Genomic DNA, 20,521 nt, shown 5'->3' with positions numbered 1-20,521 from the left:
TCAGTTCAGCAGCACCTGGCACATGGCCTGGCAATCCTGCCCGCCCTGCAGTCCGGCCGCGCGCCAGGCCGGCAAGTCCAGGTCCAGGGCTTGCCAGGCGGGCGGCGCCGGTTCTTCCCCGTGCGCCAGCAGATTGGCCAGGTGCACCGTCAGCGGCAGCGAACGCGCCTGCCACGCGGCTTCGTGATGGCGCGCCACGGCGTCCTGGATCAGCGGCGGAAAATGCCAGTGGCCGGCCAGCGCGCCGCCCACGGCGGCGTGGTCGAAGCCGAAGCAGGCCTGCTCGGCCTCGCGCTGCTTGCTGGCGTGGGCGCGCCGCCACGCCTCCATGGCCGCGTATTCGTCGGGGAAGCTGGTGGCCAGCACCGGCACGCCGATATCGTGCAGCAGACCGGCGGTGAACGCGCTTTCCGGGTTTTGCTGCTGGCGCCGCGCCAGCGCACGCGCGGCGGCGGCGGCGGCCAGCGAATGGCGCCAGAAGGCGCGCTGGTCGAAGCCGGCCGCTTCCGGCACGCGCAGGCTGCCGGTCATGGCGATGGCCGTGACCAGGGTGCGGATGCTGTGCACGCCCAGCACGGCAATGGCCTGCTGCAGCGAGGAGACGCGCGCGGCCAGGCCGTAGAACGAGGAATTGGCCAGGCGCAGCGTCTTGGCGGCAATCGCCTGGTCGAGCGCGATGCGCTCGGCCAGGTAGCGCGTATCGAGATCGTCGCGCTGCATCAGGGTCAGCAGCTCGCTCACGGCGTCCGGCAGCGAGGGCAGGTCGCGCAGGCGGCGCAGCGCCTCGGCGGCGGAAGGGGCGCCGTTCATTGCGGCTCCATGCAGCGGTTGAGCGTGATCAGGCTGCCGCGCGAACTGGACGACTCGCCCATCGGATACACCACCACCGCATAGCGCGCCGCGCCGATGCGGATCTCGTCATGCGGCAGCGCCGGCGCGGCGGCGCCGGACGGGAACAGTTCGGGCAGGGCGTGTGCCGCTTCGCTGCCGAGCAGGGCGGCGCCGGGGCCGAACAGGCGCGCCGCCGCGCTGTTGACGAAGGCCAGCAGGCCGCCATCGTCCATGCCGATCACCGGCAGCGGCAAATGCTGCAGCACTTCGCGCGCCACGTTCAAGCTCACTTCGTGCCGGCTGATCTGCCGCTGCTTTTGCTGCAGCAGCTCTTCCATGCGGCGGTTGGCCGCGGCCAGTTCCTGGTTGGCGCTGCGCAGCTCCAGGTTCAGGCGTTCGTTGTCGTCGGCGATTTCCTTGAGGCGGAAGGCTTGGGCCACGTGGCCGCGCAGCAGTTCGTCGTCCCAGGGCTTGGTCAGGAACTTGTAGATCGCGCCTTCGTTGACGGCTTCGGTCACCGACTGCAGCTCGGTATACCCGGACAGCATGATGCGGATGGTGTCGGGATACAGGTCCTTGGCCTTGCGCAGGAAATCGGCGCCGATCATGCCCGGCATGCGCTGGTCGGACACGATCACGTCGACCGGGTGGCGCGCCAGGATGTCCAGGCCTTCGGCGCCGCTGCCGGCGGTGTGGATGGTGTAGTCGTCGCGCCGCAGCAGGCGCTTCAGCGCCGCCAGGATATTCGGCTCGTCGTCCACCAGCAGCAGGCTGCGCTTCTGGCGCTGGATGCGCCGCAGCTCGGGCGGCAGGCTGCGGCGCTCGGCCAGCAGCGCGCCGATGGCGGCCTGGCCGAGCGGCGGCGAAAAGAAATAGCCCTGGATCAGGTCGCACATATTGCGGCGCAGGAAATCGCACTGGGCCTCGGTTTCCACACCCTCGGCCACCACCTTCAAGCCCAGATGGTGGGCCATGGCGATGATGGTCTTGGTCAGGGCCGCGTCGCCGCGGTCGCTCACCACGTCGCGGATGAAGCTGCAATCGATCTTTACATAGTCGAAGGGGAAGCGCTTGGGGTTGCCGAGCGAGGAATAGCCGGTGCCGAAGTCGTCCAGCACCAATTGCACGCCGAGCCCTTTCAGGCGGTGCAGCGCCTGCAGGCTGGCCTGGGCATCCTGCAGCAGGGCCGCTTCCGTCAGTTCCAGCAGCAGGCTGGCGGGCGCCAGGCCGTGCTCCCGCAGCACGGCTTGCACCAGGGCCGGGAAGGCGGCGTCGTGCAATTGGTGCGCCGCGATATTCACCGAGACGCAGAGGGCCGGCGCGGCGCCCGGGGCGGGAGCCGGCAGCGCGGCCAGCCACTGCGCCAAGTCGGCGCAGGCGCGCCGCAGCGCCCATTCGCCCAGCGCGCCGATGCGGCCGGCCGCCTCGGCTTCCGGCACGAAGTCGGCGGCCACGAGCAAGCCCTGTTCGGGATGCTGCCAGCGCAGCAGGGCTTCCACGCTGGCGATGCCGCCATCTTGCAGGCTGGCCAGCGGCTGGTAGAGCAGGTGCAGCTGGTCGGGCTGCCAAGCGTGGCCCGCTTCGGCCAGCCACAGCGCCTTGCCGCCCGGCGCCGGCGGCTGTGGCGGGAGGCCGGCCAGCGGGCCGCCTGTCGCGGTGTCATCCATGGCATCCAGATCCATCAGCACTCCTGTCGAAAGGGACGGGCCGGCAGCGCACAACTGGCATTGATTATACGGCCAAGATTCCAGCCGCGCCTATGTGTGGCAAGGAACGGAACGCCAGGCGCGGGCAGGGCAAGCTGGCGCCATCTTTCACCCAGAGGAGACAATGATGGGCACCATTCTCGCAGGCCATTTTCAATTGCAGGATGAAATCGACGCGGCGCGCCAGGCGCTGCACGCGGCCGGTTTCGCCGACCAACAGATCAGCAGTTTCTTCCTCAATCCACCCGGCCAGCACGACACCTTCGGCCCCGGCGGCGACCGCGCGCGCTCGCCCGGCGCCAAGGACACGCCGGCAGGCTTGGCCAAGGGCGCGGCCGCCGGCGGCGTGATCGGCGCGGCCGTGGGCGCCGTCACCGCGCCCGTGACGGGCCCCTTGGGACCGGTGGTGGGCGGCCTGCTTGGCGCGCACGTCGGTTCGCTGTACAGTTTCGCGGAGATGAAGGAAGCCGGCGCGCCCGAAGCGGGCGGCGAAAACCGCGCGCCGCCGCGCCCGCCCGGCATGCTGATCGCCGTGGCCGTCACGGCGCAGAGCGAGGCGGCGGCGCTGGCGGTGCTGCGCCGCCTGGGCGCCCACCACCTCGAACGCGCCGAGGGCACGATCGTGGCGGGCGACTGGCGCGATTTCGATCCCTTGTCGGCGCCGCGGCTGGTGGCCTGAGGCGGAACGTGATACAAGGGCGCATGCCGGGCCGGTCCGTGGTGTTGTGGCGGGCCGGCGATTTTCTGGTCGGGCGGTAATATTTGGTAGGAGAGTTGCTACAATAAACTTAGCTGCTTCACTGCGCCGCGCGCGCGGTACCGGATCAGCCATGATGCTGACGAGAGGGGAGACCTCCAATGACACAGGCGTGGGTAGTGCTCACGCGGCCCGACGGCCGCAATGTTTCGGCGCCGACCGAAGCCCAGCTGTCCGCCGCCCTGGCGGAAGTGTATGCGGGCAAGGCGCCCGTGGTGGACGGCAGTCCGGGCAGCGCGGTGTTGCGTTTCGGCTACGACGACGGCCTGATGTACCAGATGGAAGTGTCGGCGGACGGCAACGTCCGCTTCGAAGAATGGTCGGACCGCGATTGCGAAATCGCGCTCGCCAGTCCGCGCCAGATGGCCGTGGCGCAGGAAGACGCCCTGCAATTGTGGAAGTGGCTGGCACAACGCCAGGTGGCCAAGATCCGCAGCCAGAACTGGCAGTCCGGCGCCTAGGCCCGGCGGCCGCGGCGCGCCACCCTCAGTGCGCCATCAGCACCGGCAAGTGCATGCTTTCCAGCACGGTGCGCGTGACGCCGCCCAGCAGGGTTTCGCGGAAGCGCGAATGGCCGTAGGCGCCCAGCACCAGCAGATCGCTGCCCAGTTCGCTGGCCAGGGCCAGCAAGGCGTCGCCGATATCGGCCGGCCGTTTCAGCAAGCCCTGGCGCGCGCTCTGGCGCAGCACGATGCCGGCGTGGATGCCATGGCGTTCCAGCCACCGCTGCACGTCCTCGCCCGGCTTGTCGCCATACACGCCGGGCCGCAGCTCGGCGTCGAAAATGGCCAGGTGGACGCTGGCCGCGCGCGCCAGCAGCGGCAGCGCTTCATGCAGCGCGCGCGCCGCCTCCTTGCTGGCGTTCCAGGCCACGAGCACATGCTGGCCCGGCGCCGGCGCGCCGGCGCTGGCCACGCCGGCCGCATTGACGGCGATGGCGCTGGCCGTGCGCGCCGCATGCGGCACCAGCAAGACCGGGCGGCCGGCATCGGTCAGCACCTGGGCCTGGTAATCGGGTAGCGGCGCGCCCTGCCGTTCGGGATCGGCCTGGCTCAGCACCACCAGGTCGGCGTGGCGGGCCAGCAGGCTCAGGCCGGCGCCCGGCTCGTCGTCGAGCAGGCGCTCTTCAAAGGAGCGCAAGCCGAGCGCCTGCACATGGGGGCCGAACTGGACCAGGGCGCGGCGCGCGCGCTGGCGCAGGAAGTCCAGGTGCAGCGCCAGGTTCGGGTCTTGCTCGTCGACCATCTCGTTCTGGTAGAGAAAGCGCGAGACGCCCGTCATGGCGGCGCCGATCAGATGGGCGCCGTCCTGCAAGGCCAGTTCCGCCGCCATCAGGATGCGGGCGGCGGCATGTGGCGCATCGTCAACATGGACCAGGATCGTTTTGTATGCCATGCTGGAATTATAGGCCGCGCGCGACAGGCTTTGCGCACGGCAGCGTTCCCGCACAGGATTGACGCCGATCAAACGTCCGCCGGCCCCCGCCCCTAGACTGGTTTGATCCAACACAAGGGAGGCAATATGAATGAGCAACGCGTGGCCCTGGTCACGGGCGGCATGGGCGGTCTGGGCGGGGTGATCTGCCGCCGCCTGGCGCGCGACGGCTTGCACGTCATCACCACGTATTCCCCCGCCAATGCCGGCGCCGACGCCTGGCTGGCGGCCCAGCGCGCCGACGGTTTCGACTTTGCCGCCTGCCGCCTCGATGTGGGCGACTTTGCCGCGTGCGAACAGGGGGTGGCGCGGCTGCTGGCCGAGCATGGGCAGATCGACGTGCTGGTGAATAATGCCGGCATCACGCGCGACCAGACCTTGCGCAAGATGGGGCCGGAGCTGTGGCGCGAGGTGCTGCGCACCAATCTCGACAGCGTGTACAACATGAGCCGGCAGGTGATCGAAGGCATGCAGCAGCGGCGCTGGGGCCGCATCGTGAATATTTCCTCGGTGGTCGGCCAGAAGGGCGCGTTCGGCCAAGTCAATTACGCGGCGGCCAAGGCCGGCATGCACGGTTTTTGCAAGGCGCTGGCGCTGGAGTGGCGCGCCACGGCATCACCGTCAACACGGTCTCGCCCGGCTATCTGCGCACGCGCATGGTGGAAGCGATTCCGCCCGAGGTGCTGGCCAGCCGCATCCTGCCGCAAATCCCCGTCGGCCGCATCGGCGAGCCGGAAGAGGTGGCCGGCTTGATCGCCTACCTGGTGTCGGAGGAGGCGGCCTTCATCACGGGCGCCAACATCGCCATCAACGGCGGCCAGCATATGAGCTGAGCCGGCCCGGGCTTCAGCGCTGGGCGCGCTCGCTGCGCGTCTGGCAGGCGATGCAGTACGCCGCTTCCGGCCGCGCCGTCAGGCGCGACACGCCGATCTCGCCGCCGCAGTTCTCGCACAGGCCGTAACTGCCGTCGGCGAACTTGGCCAGCGCGTGGCGCACGATGCGCAGCTGGGCCAGCTTCAATTCGTCGGCTTCGAGCACCAGCTGGTTCAAGGTGTGGTTGCTGGCATTATCGGCCGGCGAGGCTTCGACCTCCTCCACCGCCGGCGGGCGCGTCAGCACATTGTCCGACCCCGCGAGCTGGCCCAGCAGCGCGCTCTTGCGCTGCTCCAGCGTGGCTTGCAATGTGGCAAGCTGATCCGGCTGCAATCCATTCATCGAGGCCTCCTGTCACCAGTGTCCATGGTAGTGCAGGCGGACGAAGTTTGCTGGCGGCGCGCAGACGGATCAAGCCCGGCGCGGCGTCAGCGTGGCAGTGCGCACATCACCATCCAGCTTGCGCCGAACTGGTCCGTGACCATGCCGAAGCTGGAGGCCCAGAAGGTCGGGCCGAGCGGCATCTGCACCGAACCGCCCAGGGCCAGGGCGTCATAAAATTTCTTCGCTTCGGCATCGGTTTTGGCGCTCAGCACCACGGAGCTGCCGCGCATGCCTTCATACACTTGGTCGGGCGCGCAATCGGAGGCCATCAGGGCGCCGTCGCCCAGTTCCAGCGCGGCATGCATCACCTTGTCGCGCCAATGCTCGGGCGTTTGCTCGGCCATCGGGCTGTCGCGGAAGGTCATGATTTCCAGCTTGCCGGCGCCCAGATGCTCCTTGTAATACTCGAAAGCCTGGCGGCACAGGCCGCCATAGCTCAGGTAGGGAGTGAATTGCATGGCAATCTCCGCAAAGTTATTCGGGGATTATCATTTTAATAGCATTGCGCCCTCTTAGGCGCCCGTTTTGGCCGCCGTCGCCGGCTGCCGGGCCAGATGGCCTTGGAGCTCCTTGAAGGCGGCGGGCAAGTCCTGGGGGCGGGCCGCCACGATGGCCGCCGCCAGCGCCACCAGGCTGGCGGCCGTGGCCGCCAGTTCCTTCAATTGCTCGATGCGGGCGATGCGCGTGCGTGCCTGCGCCACCAGGCCGAGCAAATCCTGCTGGGGCAGGGCCAAGCCGCTCACGCTCAGCTGCGCCGCTTCCACATACAAGCTGTTGGCGCGCTGGCGCAGCGTCACTTCGGTGTCGAACAGCAGTTGCGCGGCGCCGCGCGTGATGCCCTGGGACAGCGGCGGCGCTTCCTTGCCGCCGGCGGGCAGGGTGCCGGCCGGCGGCGGAGCGGGGCTGCCGTCGGCGTCTTGCGGCAGCGGCTGGCGCAGGGCGGACATCAGGCGGCTGTGCAGCGCGTCGGCGCAGGCCGAGAATTGGTCGGCCAGGCTTTCGAGGCCGGCGGCGGTGGCGGGATGGACGGTCGACATGGCGGACTCCAGTTAGCGGCTGAGGGTGGAAAGGGGCAGGGCGGCCGGTGTTGCGGCTTGCGCTGGCGGCGGCGCGGCGGCCGCGCCCAAGCGCTGGTAGAGCGCGCTATGCTGCTGGCGCAGCGCTTCGACCTGCTGGGCCGCCTCGGCCTGACGCAAGCCGACCAGGCGGTACTCGCGGGCTTTTTCCCGCTGGTGGGCCTTGGCCAAGGCCGCCAGCAGGCGCTCTTGCGGCGCGGCGGCGAAGGGGATTTCCATTTCCAGCATGCCCAGCACCATGCGTTGCTCATTCTCGTGGTGCTTGCCATACAGGCGCAGCACGGTCGCCATCGCCGCCAGACAGTCCTGCAGGGGCTGATAGCCGTCGCGCAGCAGCTCCCACACGGCCTGCTGCTGGCGCTGGCCGCCGGCAAAGCGCGCGATGGCCGTGGCCAGTCGCGTATACGCTTGCACATGCTGCGGGTTCAATCCGCTGTCCGGCCAGGCTTGGATCTGGCCCGACAACTGCCGCAGCGGCGGCACGGCGCTGAACTGCTCGGCGCCGGCCAACTGGCCCAGCGTCTGCAGATACAGCAGCACATTGCCCTCGATGGCCAGCAGATCGGGATACATCTGCTGGCGCTGGCGGTCGGTCTCGCGTTCGCGCTGTTCGGCGGCAGGGGGCAGGTAGGGCCGTTCGCGCTCGTACGTTTCGCGGAAGCGCTGGCTGAGCTCGACGTAAGCGGCGAGTTTGTCGGCCTCGGCGGCGAAACTGCGCACCTCGGCCATGCGCTGCTGGCTGGCGCAGCCGGCCAGCAGCAGGCAGCCCAGGAGTAGGAGAAGGGAGCGGGCTTGCATGGTCATCCTCCGCGGAAGAGAGTGGAAAGCCCATCTTGCGCCGCGTACCGGACGACGCTTTGCGCCGCCGCAAAGCCGGGGTGGACTCAGGACGGCAGCAGCCGCACGCGCCAGTCCAGTCCCGCCGCCGTGCCATGCTGCGGCTGGTACTCGCAACCGATCCAGCCCTGGTAACCGAGCTCGTCGAGCAGGCGCAGCAGGTAGCCATAATTGATTTCGCCGCTGCCGGGCTCATGGCGTCCCGGCGTGTCGGCCAATTGCATATGGCCGATCTGCGGCAGGCAGGCGCGGATGGTATTGGCTAGTTCGCCCTCCATGCGCTGCATATGGTAAATATCGTATTGCAATTTCAGGTTGGGGCGTCCGGCCGCGGCCAGCAGGGCCAGCGCCTGCGCGCTATGGCGCAGGAAATAGCCGGGAATATCATAAGTATTGATCGGCTCGATCAGCAGCGTAATCCCCTGCGGCGCGCACTGGTCGGCCGCATAGCGCAGATTCTCGAGCAAGGTCTCTTGCGCCCGCTCCGGCGCCAGGCCGGGCGGCAGGATGCCGGCCATGCAATGCAGGCGCGGCACGTCCAGCGCCGTCGCGTACTCCAGGCCCAAGGCCACGCCGGCGCGGAACTCGTCCTGGCGGCGCGGATCGCAAGCCAGGCCGCGCTCGCCCGCCGCCCAATCGCCCGGCGGCAGATTATGCAGCACCAGCTGCAGCTGATGGCGCTGCAAGCGCCGCGCGATTTCCTCCGCCTCAAACGCATACGGAAACAGCAACTCCACCGCCGCAAAGCCCGCCGCCTGCGCGGCGGCAAAGCGCTCCAGAAATGGCAGTTCCGTAAACAGCATCGACAAATTCGCCGCCAGTTTCGGCATACACAACCCCGTTCACATGCAGAGCCCCCATCCTACCCGCAAACCCCGGTGTTTGCGCCAGATCAAAAAATGTCCCACCGTGGTGCCTGACACCAGGGTGGGACATTTGCTGATATAGATCAAACCATGTCCGACCCTGGTGTCAGGCACCAGGGTGGACATGGTTTGCGTTAGATCAAAGGAGGTTAGCGGCCGCGGCCGCCGCTGCGGTGCTGGGCGCCGCCGCTGCCGCCGGGACGCGGGGCGTTGCGGTTAGCGGCGGGACGCTGGCCGCCACCGCTGCCGGCGCCGCCTGGGCTGCGGGCGCCGCCATTGCCGCTACCATTGCCGCCGGCAGCGCTGCGCGGTTTGCCTTGGCCGCTGCCGCCGGGTTTGCCGCGTCCGCCGGCGCCGCCGCCCGGACGCGGGTTGCGGTGGTGGCCGCTGCCGCTGCGCAGCTGGATCGGCTGGGCTTTGGCGGTCGGGTCCGGTTCGAAGCCGGGAATGACTTCACGCGGCAGGGTCTGCTTGATGAGCTTTTCGATGTCTTTCAGCATATCGTGCTCGTCGACGCAGACCAGGGACACGGCTTCGCCCGTGGCGCCGGCGCGGCCGGTGCGGCCGATGCGGTGCACATAGTCTTCCGGCACGTTCGGCAGGTCGTAGTTGACCACGTGCGGCAGCTGGTCGATGTCGATGCCGCGCGCGGCGATGTCGGTGGCCACCAGCACCTGCAGGGTGCCGTCCTTGAATTCGCTCAGGGCGCGGGTGCGCGCCGACTGGCTCTTGTTGCCGTGGATGGCCATGGCGCCGATGCCGTCGCCGCCGAGCTGTTCGACCAGCTTGTTGGCGCCGTGCTTGGTGCGCGTGAACACCAGCACCTGGGTCCAGTTCTGCGAGCGGATCAAGTGCGACAGCATGGGGTGCTTCTTGTCGCGGTCGACCGGGTGGATCTTCTGCGCGATGATTTCGGAGGTCGAGTTGCGGCGCGCCACCTCGATGGTGGCCGGCTTGTCGAGCAGGCCGTCGGCCAGGGCCTTGATCTCGTCGGAGAAGGTGGCCGAGAACAGCAGGTTCTGGCGCTTCGGCGGCAGCGCCGCCAGCACTTTGCGGATGTCGCGGATGAAGCCCATGTCGAGCATGCGGTCGGCTTCGTCGAGGATCAGGATTTCAATCTGGTCGAGCTTGATCGTGCCCTGGGACATATGGTCGAGCAGACGGCCCGGCGTGGCGACCAGGATGTCGACGCCCTGGCGCAGCTGCTTGATCTGCGGGTTGATGCTGACGCCGCCGAAGATCACGGCCGAATTGAGCTTGGTGTACTTGCCATAGGTGCGCACGCTTTCCTCGACCTGGGCCGCCAGTTCGCGGGTCGGGGTCAGGATCAGGGCGCGGATGGCGCGCGGCGAGGTGGCGTTGGCCAGCTTGATGCCGGTGGCGTCGGTGGACAGGCGGTGCAGGATCGGCAGCGTGAAGCCGGCCGTCTTGCCGGTGCCGGTCTGGGCGCCGGCCAGCAGGTCGCCGCCGTTCAGCACGGCCGGAATGGCCTGGGCTTGAATCGGGGTGGGCGTCGTGTAACCGGTTTCAAGCACGGCACGGACAATGGCTTCAGACAAGCCGAGTTGTGAAAATGGCATATAAATCTTTACAGAGTAGCCGGGGCATGTGGCCCACGGCGTGCATGGCCGCGCCATGCACTGGCTGGTGATTAGCAAGGTGCGGGCCGGGCAGTTTGCCGGTCCGCAAGGATGAAGTATAACAGTGTTCGCAGGAATGTGTTTCGCTGTGGAAACGAAAAAAGGGGCTTTCGCCCCCTTTATTTTGTAACAATTTCTACAGGGTTGTTGCTGTTATGCAAATTCGGCCAGCAGGCCGAGCATTTGGCCGAAGACTTTCGGGCTGGCGGCGACGATATTGCCGCTTTCCATATACTTGGTTTCGCCGTTGAATTCGGCGGCGATGCCGCCCGCTTCCGTCACCAGCAGGGCGCCGGCGGCGATATCCCACGGCTTCAAGCCCTTTTCATAGAAGCCGTCGAGGCGGCCGCAGGCGACGTACGCCAGGTCCAGGGCGGCCGAGCCGGCGCGGCGCACGCCATGGCTGCGTTCGGCCATGATGCCGTACATCTTCAGGTATTCATGCAGGGCGGCCGGGCTGCCGACCTTGTAGCCGGTGCCGAGCAGGGCATTCGCTACGCGGTCGAGCTTGTTGACGCGGATGCGCTTTTCGTTGAGGTAGGCGCCGGCGCCCTTGGAGGCGGTGAACAGGTCGTTGCGCACCGGGTCGTAGACCAGGGCTTGGGTGACGACGCCGCGCTGCTGCAGCGCGATCGAAATCGCGTACTGCGGGAAGCCGTGCATGAAGTTGGTGGTGCCGTCCAGCGGATCGATGATCCACACGAATTCAGTCTCGTCGTTCACGTTGGCGGAAGCGCCCGACTCTTCGCAGATGAAGGAATGGTCGGGGTAAGCCTTGCTCAGCACCTCGATGATGGCCTGTTCGGCCGCCTGGTCGACGTCGGTGACGAAGTCGTTATGGTCTTTTTCGTTGACGATAACGCGGTCCAGATCGAAAGAGGCGCGGTTGATGACGGCGGCGCCGCGGCGTGCGGCTTTCACGGCCGTATTGAGCATTGGGTGCATGGTAGCTTCCGTAAAATAGACGTTGCCGCCCGCAGCCAGACGTCGTCTGGCAGGCAGCGGCAGCGTGTGAACAAGAATGAATTAAAGAGCGTTGCGCCGGGAGAGGGTAGAATGCGGCCCCATCCACAGCACCGAATTCCGCTATTTTAAATGAAGCAGCCCGAAATCACAGCCACTCTTTTTCAGCGCCTGCGCGTGGTGCTGGTGGAAACTAGCCGTCCTGGCAATATTGGCGCTGTTGCAAGAGCGATGAAAACCATGGGTTTTGCCCAGCTGGTGCTGGTCAATCCGCGCTGCGACGGCGCCCTCGAGCATGAGGAGGCGGTGGCCTTCGCCAGCGGGGCGCAGGACATCCTGGCCGGCGCGCGCATCGTCGGCAGCATGGCCGAGGCGCTCGAGGGCGTGAATTTCGCGGCCGCCGTGTCGGCCCGGCTGCGCGAATTCTCGCCGCCGGTCTGGACGCCGCGCGAACTGGCCGGCCAGCTCGCGGCCACGCCCGAGCTGCAAGCGGCCCTGATCTTCGGCAATGAGCGCTTCGGCCTGCCCAACGAGGTGGTCGAGCAGTGCAATGTGCTGATTAATATCCCGGCCAATCCCGACTACTCTTCGCTCAATCTGGCGCAGGCGGCCCAGGTGCTGGTCTATGAATGCCGCATGGCGGCGCTGGAAGGCCAGCGCGCCGCCAGCGAGGTGGGCTTCCACGGCGAAGCGGCCAGCCTGGCCGAAATCGAAGGCATGTACGCGCACCTGGAACAGGGCTTGGTGCGGATCGGCTTCCTCGACGCCGGCAACCCGCGCAAGCTGATGCCGCGCCTGAAGCGCCTGTTCGCGCGCGCCGGCCTGGAAAAGGAAGAGGTCAACATCCTGCGCGGCATCGCCCGCCGCATGCAGGACGGTTTGCCCAAAAAATAGACGCGGTCCTCTAATTTCTCCCTTGTCCTCTGGTTACACTAGACAAAAAATCTATAAGGATAGGGAGATATGCGGACTTCACGCAGGGCATTTTTCAAAGTCGGCCTGGCCGGCGCCGCCGTCCTGGCGGCGGGTGGCGCGGCTTACCGCTGGCAAAGCGCGCCGGCTGCTGCACCCGGATTTCGTCTGAGCCCGGCCGGGCAAGCCATGCTGACGGCCCTGGTGCCGGCGCTGGCCGGGCCCATGCTGCCGGCCGAGCCGCTGGCGCGCGCGGCCGCCGTCGCCGCCACCGTGGAGCGCGTGCGCCACGCCATTCTCGGCTTGCCGCTGGCGACCCAGCGCGAAGTGCAAGACCTGTTCGGCCTGCTGACGCTGGCGCCCACGCGCCGCCTGCTGGCCGGGGTGCCGCCCTGGCCGCAGGCGCGGCCCGACCAGGTGGCCGCCTTCCTCGAGAGCTGGCGCCAGCACCGCCTCGGCTTGCTGCAGTCGGGCTATCACGCCTTGCATGACCTGGTGCTGGCCGGCTGGTATGCCGATCCCGCCACCTGGAGCGCCATCGGCTACCCCGGCCCGTTAAAGGAGCTGAGCTGATGAAGACCATCCCTGTGCAAACGGCTGCCGCGTCCGCTGCCGGCTCGCCGATTCCCGACCCGATCCAGGCCGGCCTGGCCGCCGGCTGGCAGGTGGTCGACGCGTCCCGCCTGGAGCGCGACCAGAGCTACGAGGCCGATGTGGTGGTGGTCGGCAGCGGCGCCGGCGGCGGCGTCACGGCCGAAATCCTGGCCCTGGCCGGCCTCAAGGTGCTGATCGTGGAAGAGGGCGCGCTGAAATCCTCGCGCGACTTCAAGATGCGCGAGGCGGACGCCTATCCGGCGCTGTACCAGGAATCGGCGGCGCGCAAGACGCGCGACAAGGCCATCAACATCCTGCAGGGCCGCACCGTGGGCGGCACCACCGTCATCAACTGGACCACCAGCTTCCGCACGCCGCCGTCCACGCTGGCCTTCTGGCAGCGTGAATTCGGCCTGTCCGGCTATGGCGCGGCCGAGATGGCGCCCTGGTTCGCCATGATGGAGGCGCGCCTGCATATCAGCCCCTGGTCGGTGCCGCCCAACGAGAACAACGACTTGCTGCGGCGCGGCGCCATGCACCTGGGCATCCCCACCGGCGTCATCCGGCGCAATGTGAACGGCTGCTGGAACCTGGGTTACTGCGGCATGGGCTGTCCCACCAACGCCAAGCAGTCGATGCTGGTGACCACCATTCCGGCCGCGCTCGAGCGCGGCGCCACCCTGCTGACGCGCGCGCGCGCCGAGCGTTTCATTTTGCAAGGCGAACGCGCCGACCGGCTCGAATGCAGCGCGCTGGCGGCCGATGGCGTCGCGCTCACGGGCCGCCGCCTGACGCTGCGCGCGCGCCACTTCGTGGTGGCCGGCGGCGCCATCAACTCGCCGGCCCTGCTGCTGCGCTCCCAGGCGCCCGATCCGGGCCGCCTGCTGGGCCGCCGCACCTTCCTCCATCCCACCCTGGTCTCGGCCGGGCGCTTCGCCCAGCGCGTGGACGGCTATGCGGGCGCGCCGCAATCGGTGTATTCCGACCACTTCCTGGAAACCCAGCCGATCGACGGCGCCGTGGGGTATAAGTTGGAAGCGCCGCCCATCCACCCGCTGCTGATGGCCACCACTATGGCCGGCTTTGGCGCGATACATGCCGAGGCCATGACCAGCTTCCCCCACCTGCACGCCTTGCTGGCGCTGCTGCGCGACGGCTTCCATGCCGAGTCGCCGGGCGGCGCGGTCGAGCTGCGCGGCGACGGCTCGCCCGTGCTCGACTATCCGATCAGCGACTACCTGTGGCAGGGCGCGCGGCGCGCGCTGCTGAGCATGGCCGAAATCCAGTTCGCGGCCGGCGCGCTGACGGTGACGCCGGTGCACGAGCTGGCGCCTGCCTATTGCAGCTGGGCCGAAGCCAAGCAGGGCATTGCGGACCTGCCGATGAAGCGCCTGCTGACGCGCGTGGTCTCGGCCCACGTCATGGGCGGCTGCACCATGGCCGGCGACGAACGCCATGGCGTGGTCGACCCCCAGGGCCGTTACCGTGGCCTGGACAACGTGTCGGTGCATGACGGTTCGCTGTTCCCGACCTCGATCGGGGCCAATCCGCAACTGACCATCTACGGCATCGCGGCGCGCCTGGCCAGCGGCCTGGCGCAGCAGCTGACCGGGCGTCCGGCGCCGCGGCCGGAAGCCGAGCCGGCCGCCGTGGCCGCAGGCGCGCCCGCAGCGCCGGCCGGCGTGGACCGGGTGCTGGGGTAAGCCGCATGGTGCGCCGCATCCTGACCGTGATCATGGGCTTGCAGCTGCTGGCGCTGCTGCTGTTCTGGTATCTGGCCGCCCAGGTGTTCGCGCTCGACGTGGCCCTGCTGGCGGCCTTGCTGGGCGTGCTGCTGCTGCGCATGGCGATCACGGCCAGCAATTTCCGCCTGAGCCACCGCGCACGCAGTCCCTTGCCGGCCCAGCACCGGCTGGACTGGACCGGCCGCGCCCGCCTGTTCTTCGAGGAATACGGCGCCACCATGCTGGCCTCGTCCTGGACCATGTTGCGCCACCGGCCGCAGATGCATATCGCCAGCCAGCCCTGCGCCTTGCCGGTGCTGCTGGTGCATGGGTATGGCTGCAACGGCGGCTACTGGACCCAGCTGGCCGACGTGCTGCGGCGCGAGCGTGTCAGCCATCTGGCGCTGGACCTGGAACCGGTGGCCGCCGATATCGAAGACTTTGTGCCGCTGCTGGAAGACGCCGCGCAGCGCCTGCTGCAGGCCAGCGGCGCGCCGCGTCTGGTGGTGGTGGCGCACAGCATGGGCGGCCTGGTGACGCGCGCCTGGCTGCGCCAGCACGGCGCGGCGCGCGTGGCGCGCGTGGTCACGCTGGGCACGCCGCACCACGGCACGGCGCTGGCGACGCTGGGCGTGGGCAGCAATGCGCGCCAGATGCGGCGCGGCAGCGAGTGGCTGGCGCGCCTGGCCGGCGGCGAGGATGCGGCGCGGCGCGCGCTGTTTACCTCGATCTGGTCGCATCACGACAATATCATCGCGCCGCAGGATTCCAGCCAGTTGCCGGGCGCGCGCAATATCGAATTCGGCGGCATCGGCCATGTGGCGCTGGGCCGCCATCCGCAAGTACAGTGCCGCGTGCTGGCCGAAATCCTGGCCGCCTCGGGCGCGGCGGCCGGCGCCTCCGGCAGTCCGGCGGCGCTGCATTAGGCGCTTTTGCGGCCCGCAGGCCTGGCCGCGGCGCCGCTGGTGAGTTTCGGAGAGATTTTCCGCCCGCAAATGATGTATGGTGGGAACAGGCTCCTATCCGGAATGCTGACGATGGCCACTGATGCCGGGATGCTGATGCGTGATGAGATGGCGGATGCGGCAGCCCGTTTTGGCGGGCTGCTCGAATTCGTGCCCGATGCCATCGTCCTGGCCGACGGCGAGGGCCGGATCGTGATGGCCAACCGCCAGGCCGGCACGCTGTTCGCTTATGCCCCGGACGAATTGCCGGGCATGGCGCTCGAACAGCTGCTGCCGGCGCGTTTCCGCGCCGCCCATGTGGGCCACCGCCGCGGCTATCAGCAGCAACCGCAGTTGCGCCCCATGGGCGCCGGGCGCGAGCTGTATGGCTTGCGCAAGGATGGCGTCGAATTTCCGGTCGAGATCAGCCTGAATCCGGTGCAGACCGGCCACGGCTTGCTGGTGATGAGCGCCATCCGCGACATCAGCGAGCGGCGCCGCATCGAGCAGGCCTTGCAGGACAAGAATGCCGAGCTGGCGCAGGCGCATCTGGCCAAGGACCGTTTCCTGGCCGCCATGTCGCACGAGTTGCGCACCCCGCTCAATTCCATTATCGGCTTCACCGGCACCATGCTGATGAAGCTGCCCGGCCCCATCAACAGCGAGCAGGACCGCCAGCTGCGCACCATCCAGACCAGCGCGCGCCACCTGCTGTCGCTGATCAACGACCTGCTCGACCTGACCAAGATTGCATCGGGCAAGGTGGACATGCATCTGGAACGCATCGATTGCTGCGCCCTGCTCGACGAGCTGGTGCTGCTGTTCCGGCCGCAGGCGCGCCAGCGCGGCCTGGGCCTGAGCCTGCGCCTGCCGCCAACGCCGCTCAGCGTCCACAGCGACCGCCGCGCCTTGCAGCAGATTCTGATAAATCTGCTGAACAATGCGCTCAAGTTCACCGAAAACGGCGAGGTCGGCGTCACGCTCGAGGCCACCGAGCAGGAGGGCCGGCCGCGCGCCGTCATCCGCGTGCGCGACACCGGCGTGGGCATCGCGCCCGAAGACCAGGCCCTGCTGTTCCAGGCCTTTACCCAGATCGACCAGGGTTCGACCCGGCAGTTCGAGGGCACGGGCCTGGGCCTGCACCTGAGCCAGAAACTGGCGGAACTGTTGAAAGGAAACATCACTTGCGATAGCCGGCCCGGCGCAGGCAGCACTTTCGCGCTCTCCCTCCCGCTGGAATAAGCGATACTGGAGGAAAATTAATGTCGGCTCGGCGTCCCGTGGCGCGGGGCAATTCATCAGGAGTGCAAATGGCGGCGCGCATCCTCATCATCGAAGACAATCCCACCAATATGGAGCTGATGGTCTATCTGCTGCGGGCCTTCGGCTACACGCCCCTGATGGCGCATGACGGCGAGGAGGGGGTGGCGGCGGCCCGCCGCGAGCGGCCCGACCTCATCATCTGCGACGTGCACCTGCCCAAGCTCGACGGCTATGGCGTGGTGGCCGAGCTCAAGCAAGATCCCGAATTGTGCACCATTCCGGCCCTGGCCGTCACCGCCCTGGCCATGGTGGGCGACCGCGAGCGCCTGCTGGCGGCCGGCTTCGACGGCTATATCGGCAAGCCCATCGAACCGGACACCTTCGTCAGCCAGATCGAGTCTTTTTTGCCGGGGGCGGGCCAGCCCCCGGCGCCGTATGAGACGGCCACCATCCTGATCGTCGACGACCATGTGCTGAACCGCGAATTCCTGCTGACCCTGTTGGGCTACAGCGGCCACCGGCTGCTGGAGGCGGCCAATGGCGCCGAGGGCTTGAAGATGGTGCAGAACGAGCGCCCCGACCTGGTGATTTCCGACATCCTGATGCCGAATATGGATGGCTATGAATTCGTCACCCGCATGCACAGCCATCCGGAAACGGCCGACGTGCCGGTGATTTTCTACACCGCCACCTACCGCGAGCGCGAGGCGATGGCCGTGGCCGAGGCCTGCGGCGTGCGCTGGGTGCTGCCCAAGCCGTCCGACCCGGACGTGATCCTGCGCACCGTGCACGAGGCCCTGGGCACGGTGCACAGCGTGGAGACGGTGCCGGCCTTCGTGCCCGAGCCGCCCGCCGAAGGGCGCCTGATGGGCATCGACGATACGGTGGCCGAATACCTGGGCGAGCTGGAGTCGAGCAGCTTGCAGATCACCCAGCTGGCCAACCAGGGCGGCGAGGCGTCGGACGGCGAGCCGGAACACCTCAATAATATGACGGACCGGCTGTCGCGCTCGCTATCGAGCTTGCAGGCGGTCAGCCTGCGCCTGACGGCGCTGATCGAGCTGGGCATCGACCTGGGCGCCGAGCGCGACCCGCAAGCCCTGATCGAGATCGGCTGCCGCGTGGCGCAGAATATCTGCGTCTCGAAATACGCCTGCATCGGCGTGCTGGCGCCGGGCGCGGGGGAGCTGAGCTACTATGCCTGCTGCGGCGCCAACCAGTCGGGTGAGCTGCTGATCCAGTCGCCGCGCGCCGGCATCCTCGGCACCTTGCTGGAAACGCGGCAGCCGGTGCGCAGCGGCAGCGTCGGCGGCGATCCCTCCTCGCTGGGCCTGCCGGGCAGCCATCTGCCGGTGCACTCCTTCCTCGGCGTGCCCATCATTTCGCATGAGCGCATCCACGGCTGGCTGTACCTGGTGGACAAGCTGGGCGCCGCCGAGTTCAGCGAAGTCGACGAGCGCGTGGCCGTGACGGTCTCGGCCCAGATCGCGGGCGCCTACGAAAACCTGCTGCTGTACGAGGAAATCAAGCGCCACCACGCCCAGCTCCAGCTGGACATGAACGCGCGCATCCGCCTCGACGAAGACTTGCGCCGCTTCCGCTTGGCGATGGACGCCACGGCCGACGCCATTTTCCTGGTCGACCGCGCCAACCAGTGCTTCGTCGACGTCAACGTCACGGCTTGCCGCATGCTGGGCTACGAGCGCGAGGACTTCCTGCGCGTGGGACCGGAGCGGCGCCAGGGCGGGGCGCTGGCCCAGCTGGAAGACCTGTACGACAAGCTGCTCTCGGGCGACCAGAGCGGGGCCATGGCCGAGCTGCTGCTGCAGCGCAAGGATGGTTCGCCGCTGTCGGTGGAAGTGCAGCGGCGCACCCTGCGTTCGGGGCAGAACTGGATTCTGGTGGCGGTGGCGCGCGATATCACCGAGCGCAAGGAAGCCGAGCAGCGCCTGCTCAAGCTGGCCCATTTCGACACGCTGACCGGCCTGCCCAACCGCAGCCAGTTCTACGACTCGTTGAGCCACTCGCTCAAGCAGGCCGGCGAACACCGCTGGGCGCTGGCCGTGCTCTTCCTCGATATGGACCGCTTCAAGAACATCAACGATACGCTCGGCCACACCATCGGCGACGAGCTGCTGCGCCAGTTCTCCAGCCGCCTGGTCGATTGCCTGCGCGTGCGCGACACCATCGGCCGTTTCGGCGGCGACGAATTCGCCGCCATCCTGATGCTGCCCGAAGGCGCGCAGAACGCGATCGCCGTGGTCGACAAGATCCGCGAAGCGATGCGCCAGCCCTTCGACCTGAAAGGCCATGAAGTCACGGTCACGGCCAGCATCGGCATCTCGGTCTATCCCGACGACGGCACCGATCCCGACACCCTGATCCAGTACGCCGACACGGCCATGTACCGCGCCAAGGAGGCCGGGCGCGACGCCTTCCGCTTCTTCACGGCCGAGATGAACGCGCAGTCGCTGGCGCGGCTCGATATGGAGAACGCGCTGCGGCGCGCCATCGAGAACGAGGAATTCACGCTGTATTTCCAGCCCAAGGTGCATATCGCCACCGGCCGCATCAGCGGCGCCGAGGCGCTGATCCGCTGGAAACGTCCCGGCCACGGCATGGTCTCGCCGGCCCTGTTCATCCCGCTGCTCGAAGAGACGGGCCTGATCGTGCGCGTCGGCACCTGGGTGATCCACGAAGCTTGCCGCAAGATTTCAAAGTGGAGCAAGGCGCGCACCGGCCAGGTGCAGCTGTCGGTGAATGTGTCGGGCATCCAGTTCTTCGTCGGCGGCCTGGAAGAGGAGGTGATGCGCGCCATCAAGGAGCACGATATCGCGCCCGAGCTGCTGGAACTGGAGCTGACGGAAAGCTCGCTGATGTCGAACGCCGAGGAAACCATCACCGTGCTGCAGAACCTGAAGGCACTCGGCATCAAGATTTCGATCGACGATTTCGGCACCGGCTATTCCTCGCTGGCCTATCTGAAGCGCTTCCCCATCGACAAGCTCAAGATCGATATCGCCTTCGTGCGCGAAGTCACCAGCAATCCCGACGACGCGGCCATCGTGCTGGCCATCATCAATATGGCGCACAGCATGAAGCTGAAAGTGATCGCCGAAGGCGTGGAAAAGGATGCCCAGCTGTCCTACCTGCGGCGCCACGATTGCGACGAGATGCAGGGCTATTATTTCAGCCGCCCGGTGCCGGAAGAAGAATTCGAGCTGATGATCACCGAAGGCAAATACCTGCAGGCGCCGGTGGACGAAAGCATCGTCGAACAGCAAACCTTACTGATCGTGGACGACGACGCCTTCATGCTCGATGTGCTGAGCGACTTCCTGTCGCAGGACGGCTACCGCATCCTGACGGCGCAGACGGCGGCCGAAGGCTTCGACATCCTGGCGCGCCACCGCGTGCAGGTGATCCTGTGCGACCAGTGCATGCCCTTGATGAGCGGCACCGAGTTCATGGAGCGCGTCAAGAACCTGGCGCCGGACACCTTCCGCATCATGCTCTCGGCCTACGCCGACCTGACGCCGATCATGGCCGCCATCAACCACGGCGCCATCGACCGCTTCTACACCAAGCCGTGGAAGGGCGCGGTGCTGCGCGAGAATATCCGCGAAGGCTTCCGCCTGCACGGCCAGTTGCATGGCAGCAGCCAGCAAGTTGCGGCCTGAATGACCCGATCTCATGGGCGCATGAATAGCGCTCATA

18 protein-coding genes and 1 pseudogene are annotated in these 20,521 nt (G+C 67.7%); 9 read left to right on the top strand and 10 right to left on the bottom strand.

The genetic code is table 11. From position 1 onward, the window contains the following. Positions 1–810 carry an HDOD domain-containing protein gene (locus tag FHS03_RS07995; protein ID WP_183440463.1) on the bottom strand — a complete coding sequence of 270 codons (810 nt, stop codon included), beginning with the start codon at positions 808–810 and terminating at the stop codon, positions 1–3. Beyond that, positions 807–2,513, bottom strand: a complete 1,707-nt coding sequence (locus FHS03_RS07990; protein ID WP_229426102.1) for an EAL domain-containing protein — start codon at positions 2,511–2,513, stop codon at positions 807–809. Before FHS03_RS07990 ends, FHS03_RS07995 begins: the two co-directional genes overlap by 4 nt. 151 nt (positions 2,514–2,664) lie before the next feature. Here FHS03_RS07990 and FHS03_RS07985 point away from each other — a divergent pair, with 151 nt between their 5' ends. Next, positions 2,665–3,216, top strand: a complete 552-nt coding sequence (locus tag FHS03_RS07985; RefSeq protein WP_183440559.1) for a hypothetical protein — start codon at positions 2,665–2,667, stop codon at positions 3,214–3,216. Positions 3,217–3,395: 179 nt separating this feature from the next. Continuing rightward, positions 3,396–3,755: a hypothetical protein gene (locus FHS03_RS07980; RefSeq protein ID WP_183440462.1), complete on the top strand. Its 360-nt coding sequence runs from the start codon at positions 3,396–3,398 to the stop codon at positions 3,753–3,755. A 25-nt stretch (positions 3,756–3,780) separates the two neighbouring features. Here the strand turns inward: FHS03_RS07980 and FHS03_RS07975 are convergent, their stop codons facing one another. Next, entirely contained in the window at positions 3,781–4,689 is a 909-nt protein-coding gene (locus tag FHS03_RS07975; protein ID WP_183440461.1) for a universal stress protein, read from the bottom strand. 126 nt (positions 4,690–4,815) lie between these two features. Between FHS03_RS07975 and phbB the strand changes: the two are divergent. Beyond that, a pseudogene (phbB, locus tag FHS03_RS07970) lies at positions 4,816–5,561 on the top strand (acetoacetyl-CoA reductase). 13 nt (positions 5,562–5,574) lie between these two features. Here phbB and FHS03_RS07965 read toward each other — a convergent pair. The 7 genes from FHS03_RS07965 to FHS03_RS07935 form a co-directional block, all read right to left on the bottom strand. Continuing rightward, positions 5,575–5,943 (bottom strand): TraR/DksA family transcriptional regulator, encoded by a 369-nt coding sequence (locus FHS03_RS07965; protein WP_183440460.1) that lies wholly within the window; start codon positions 5,941–5,943, stop codon positions 5,575–5,577. A gap of 86 nt (positions 5,944–6,029) precedes the next feature. Then, positions 6,030–6,443 carry a VOC family protein gene (locus FHS03_RS07960; RefSeq protein ID WP_183440459.1) on the bottom strand — a complete coding sequence of 138 codons (414 nt, stop codon included), beginning with the start codon at positions 6,441–6,443 and terminating at the stop codon, positions 6,030–6,032. A gap of 54 nt (positions 6,444–6,497) precedes the next feature. Beyond that, on the bottom strand, positions 6,498–7,022 hold the full coding sequence (locus FHS03_RS07955) for a hypothetical protein (protein ID WP_183440458.1): 525 nt from the start codon (positions 7,020–7,022) through the stop codon (positions 6,498–6,500). 12 nt (positions 7,023–7,034) lie between these two features. Then, positions 7,035–7,859, bottom strand: a complete 825-nt coding sequence (locus FHS03_RS07950; RefSeq protein WP_183440457.1) for a hypothetical protein — start codon at positions 7,857–7,859, stop codon at positions 7,035–7,037. 86 nt (positions 7,860–7,945) lie between these two features. Continuing rightward, on the bottom strand, positions 7,946–8,728 hold the full coding sequence (gene hyi / locus FHS03_RS07945; protein ID WP_183440456.1) for a hydroxypyruvate isomerase: 783 nt from the start codon (positions 8,726–8,728) through the stop codon (positions 7,946–7,948). 185 nt (positions 8,729–8,913) lie between these two features. Then, positions 8,914–10,344, bottom strand: coding sequence for a DEAD/DEAH box helicase (locus FHS03_RS07940; RefSeq protein ID WP_183440455.1), 1,431 nt, complete (start codon positions 10,342–10,344; stop codon positions 8,914–8,916). Positions 10,345–10,557: 213 nt separating this feature from the next. After that, entirely contained in the window at positions 10,558–11,340 is a 783-nt protein-coding gene (locus FHS03_RS07935) for an inositol monophosphatase family protein (protein WP_183440558.1), read from the bottom strand. Positions 11,341–11,499: 159 nt separating this feature from the next. Between FHS03_RS07935 and FHS03_RS07930 the strand changes: the two genes are divergently transcribed. From FHS03_RS07930 to FHS03_RS07905, 6 genes are all read left to right on the top strand, one after another. Continuing rightward, the gene (locus FHS03_RS07930; protein ID WP_183440454.1) at positions 11,500–12,261 is read left to right on the top strand and encodes an RNA methyltransferase; all 762 of its coding nucleotides are present in this window, start codon (positions 11,500–11,502) and stop codon (positions 12,259–12,261) included. 69 nt (positions 12,262–12,330) lie between these two features. Beyond that, positions 12,331–12,852, top strand: coding sequence for a hypothetical protein (locus tag FHS03_RS07925; protein ID WP_183440453.1), 522 nt, complete (start codon positions 12,331–12,333; stop codon positions 12,850–12,852). Next, positions 12,852–14,576 (top strand): GMC family oxidoreductase, encoded by a 1,725-nt coding sequence (locus FHS03_RS07920; RefSeq protein WP_183440452.1) that lies wholly within the window; start codon positions 12,852–12,854, stop codon positions 14,574–14,576. The genes FHS03_RS07925 and FHS03_RS07920 overlap by 1 nt, the downstream gene beginning before the upstream one ends. Before the next feature lie 5 nt (positions 14,577–14,581). Next, the gene (locus tag FHS03_RS07915) at positions 14,582–15,523 is read left to right on the top strand and encodes an esterase/lipase family protein (RefSeq protein ID WP_183440451.1); all 942 of its coding nucleotides are present in this window, start codon (positions 14,582–14,584) and stop codon (positions 15,521–15,523) included. A 111-nt stretch (positions 15,524–15,634) separates the two neighbouring features. Continuing rightward, positions 15,635–16,783, top strand: coding sequence for a PAS domain-containing sensor histidine kinase (locus tag FHS03_RS07910; RefSeq protein ID WP_229426101.1), 1,149 nt, complete (start codon positions 15,635–15,637; stop codon positions 16,781–16,783). Positions 16,784–16,851: 68 nt separating this feature from the next. After that, positions 16,852–20,484, top strand: coding sequence for an EAL domain-containing protein (locus FHS03_RS07905; RefSeq protein ID WP_183440450.1), 3,633 nt, complete (start codon positions 16,852–16,854; stop codon positions 20,482–20,484). The last annotated feature ends 37 nt before the right edge of the window (positions 20,485–20,521 follow it).

It is taken from the genome of Pseudoduganella violacea (assembly GCF_014191875.1).
Taxonomy (GTDB): Bacteria; Pseudomonadota; Gammaproteobacteria; order Burkholderiales; family Burkholderiaceae_D; genus Rugamonas; species Rugamonas violacea_A.
This window is presented reverse-complemented; position numbering and strand designations above follow the sequence as displayed.

Bases quoted from the DNA above. Each gene is read 5' to 3' on its own strand.
- FHS03_RS07965 (WP_183440460.1), bottom strand. From the start codon at position 5,943: ATGAATGGATTGCAGCCGGATCAGCTTGCCACATTGCAAGCCACGCTG.
- hyi (WP_183440456.1), bottom strand. From the start codon at position 8,728: ATGCCGAAACTGGCGGCGAATTTGTCGATGCTGTTTACGGAACTGCCA.
- FHS03_RS07950 (WP_183440457.1), bottom strand. From the start codon at position 7,859: ATGCAAGCCCGCTCCCTTCTCCTACTCCTGGGCTGCCTGCTGCTGGCC.
- FHS03_RS07925 (WP_183440453.1), top strand. From the start codon at position 12,331: ATGCGGACTTCACGCAGGGCATTTTTCAAAGTCGGCCTGGCCGGCGCC.
- FHS03_RS07960 (WP_183440459.1), bottom strand. From the start codon at position 6,443: ATGCAATTCACTCCCTACCTGAGCTATGGCGGCCTGTGCCGCCAGGCT.
- FHS03_RS07940 (WP_183440455.1), bottom strand. From the start codon at position 10,344: ATGCCATTTTCACAACTCGGCTTGTCTGAAGCCATTGTCCGTGCCGTG.
- FHS03_RS07975 (WP_183440461.1), bottom strand. From the start codon at position 4,689: ATGGCATACAAAACGATCCTGGTCCATGTTGACGATGCGCCACATGCC.
- FHS03_RS07995 (WP_183440463.1), bottom strand. From the start codon at position 810: ATGAACGGCGCCCCTTCCGCCGCCGAGGCGCTGCGCCGCCTGCGCGAC.
- FHS03_RS07955 (WP_183440458.1), bottom strand. From the start codon at position 7,022: ATGTCGACCGTCCATCCCGCCACCGCCGCCGGCCTCGAAAGCCTGGCC.
- FHS03_RS07915 (WP_183440451.1), top strand. From the start codon at position 14,582: ATGGTGCGCCGCATCCTGACCGTGATCATGGGCTTGCAGCTGCTGGCG.
- FHS03_RS07935 (WP_183440558.1), bottom strand. From the start codon at position 11,340: ATGCTCAATACGGCCGTGAAAGCCGCACGCCGCGGCGCCGCCGTCATC.
- FHS03_RS07930 (WP_183440454.1), top strand. From the start codon at position 11,500: ATGAAGCAGCCCGAAATCACAGCCACTCTTTTTCAGCGCCTGCGCGTG.
- FHS03_RS07920 (WP_183440452.1), top strand. From the start codon at position 12,852: ATGAAGACCATCCCTGTGCAAACGGCTGCCGCGTCCGCTGCCGGCTCG.
- FHS03_RS07990 (WP_229426102.1), bottom strand. From the start codon at position 2,513: ATGGATCTGGATGCCATGGATGACACCGCGACAGGCGGCCCGCTGGCC.
- FHS03_RS07905 (WP_183440450.1), top strand. From the start codon at position 16,852: ATGGCGGCGCGCATCCTCATCATCGAAGACAATCCCACCAATATGGAG.
- FHS03_RS07910 (WP_229426101.1), top strand. From the start codon at position 15,635: ATGGCCACTGATGCCGGGATGCTGATGCGTGATGAGATGGCGGATGCG.
- FHS03_RS07985 (WP_183440559.1), top strand. From the start codon at position 2,665: ATGGGCACCATTCTCGCAGGCCATTTTCAATTGCAGGATGAAATCGAC.
- FHS03_RS07980 (WP_183440462.1), top strand. From the start codon at position 3,396: ATGACACAGGCGTGGGTAGTGCTCACGCGGCCCGACGGCCGCAATGTT.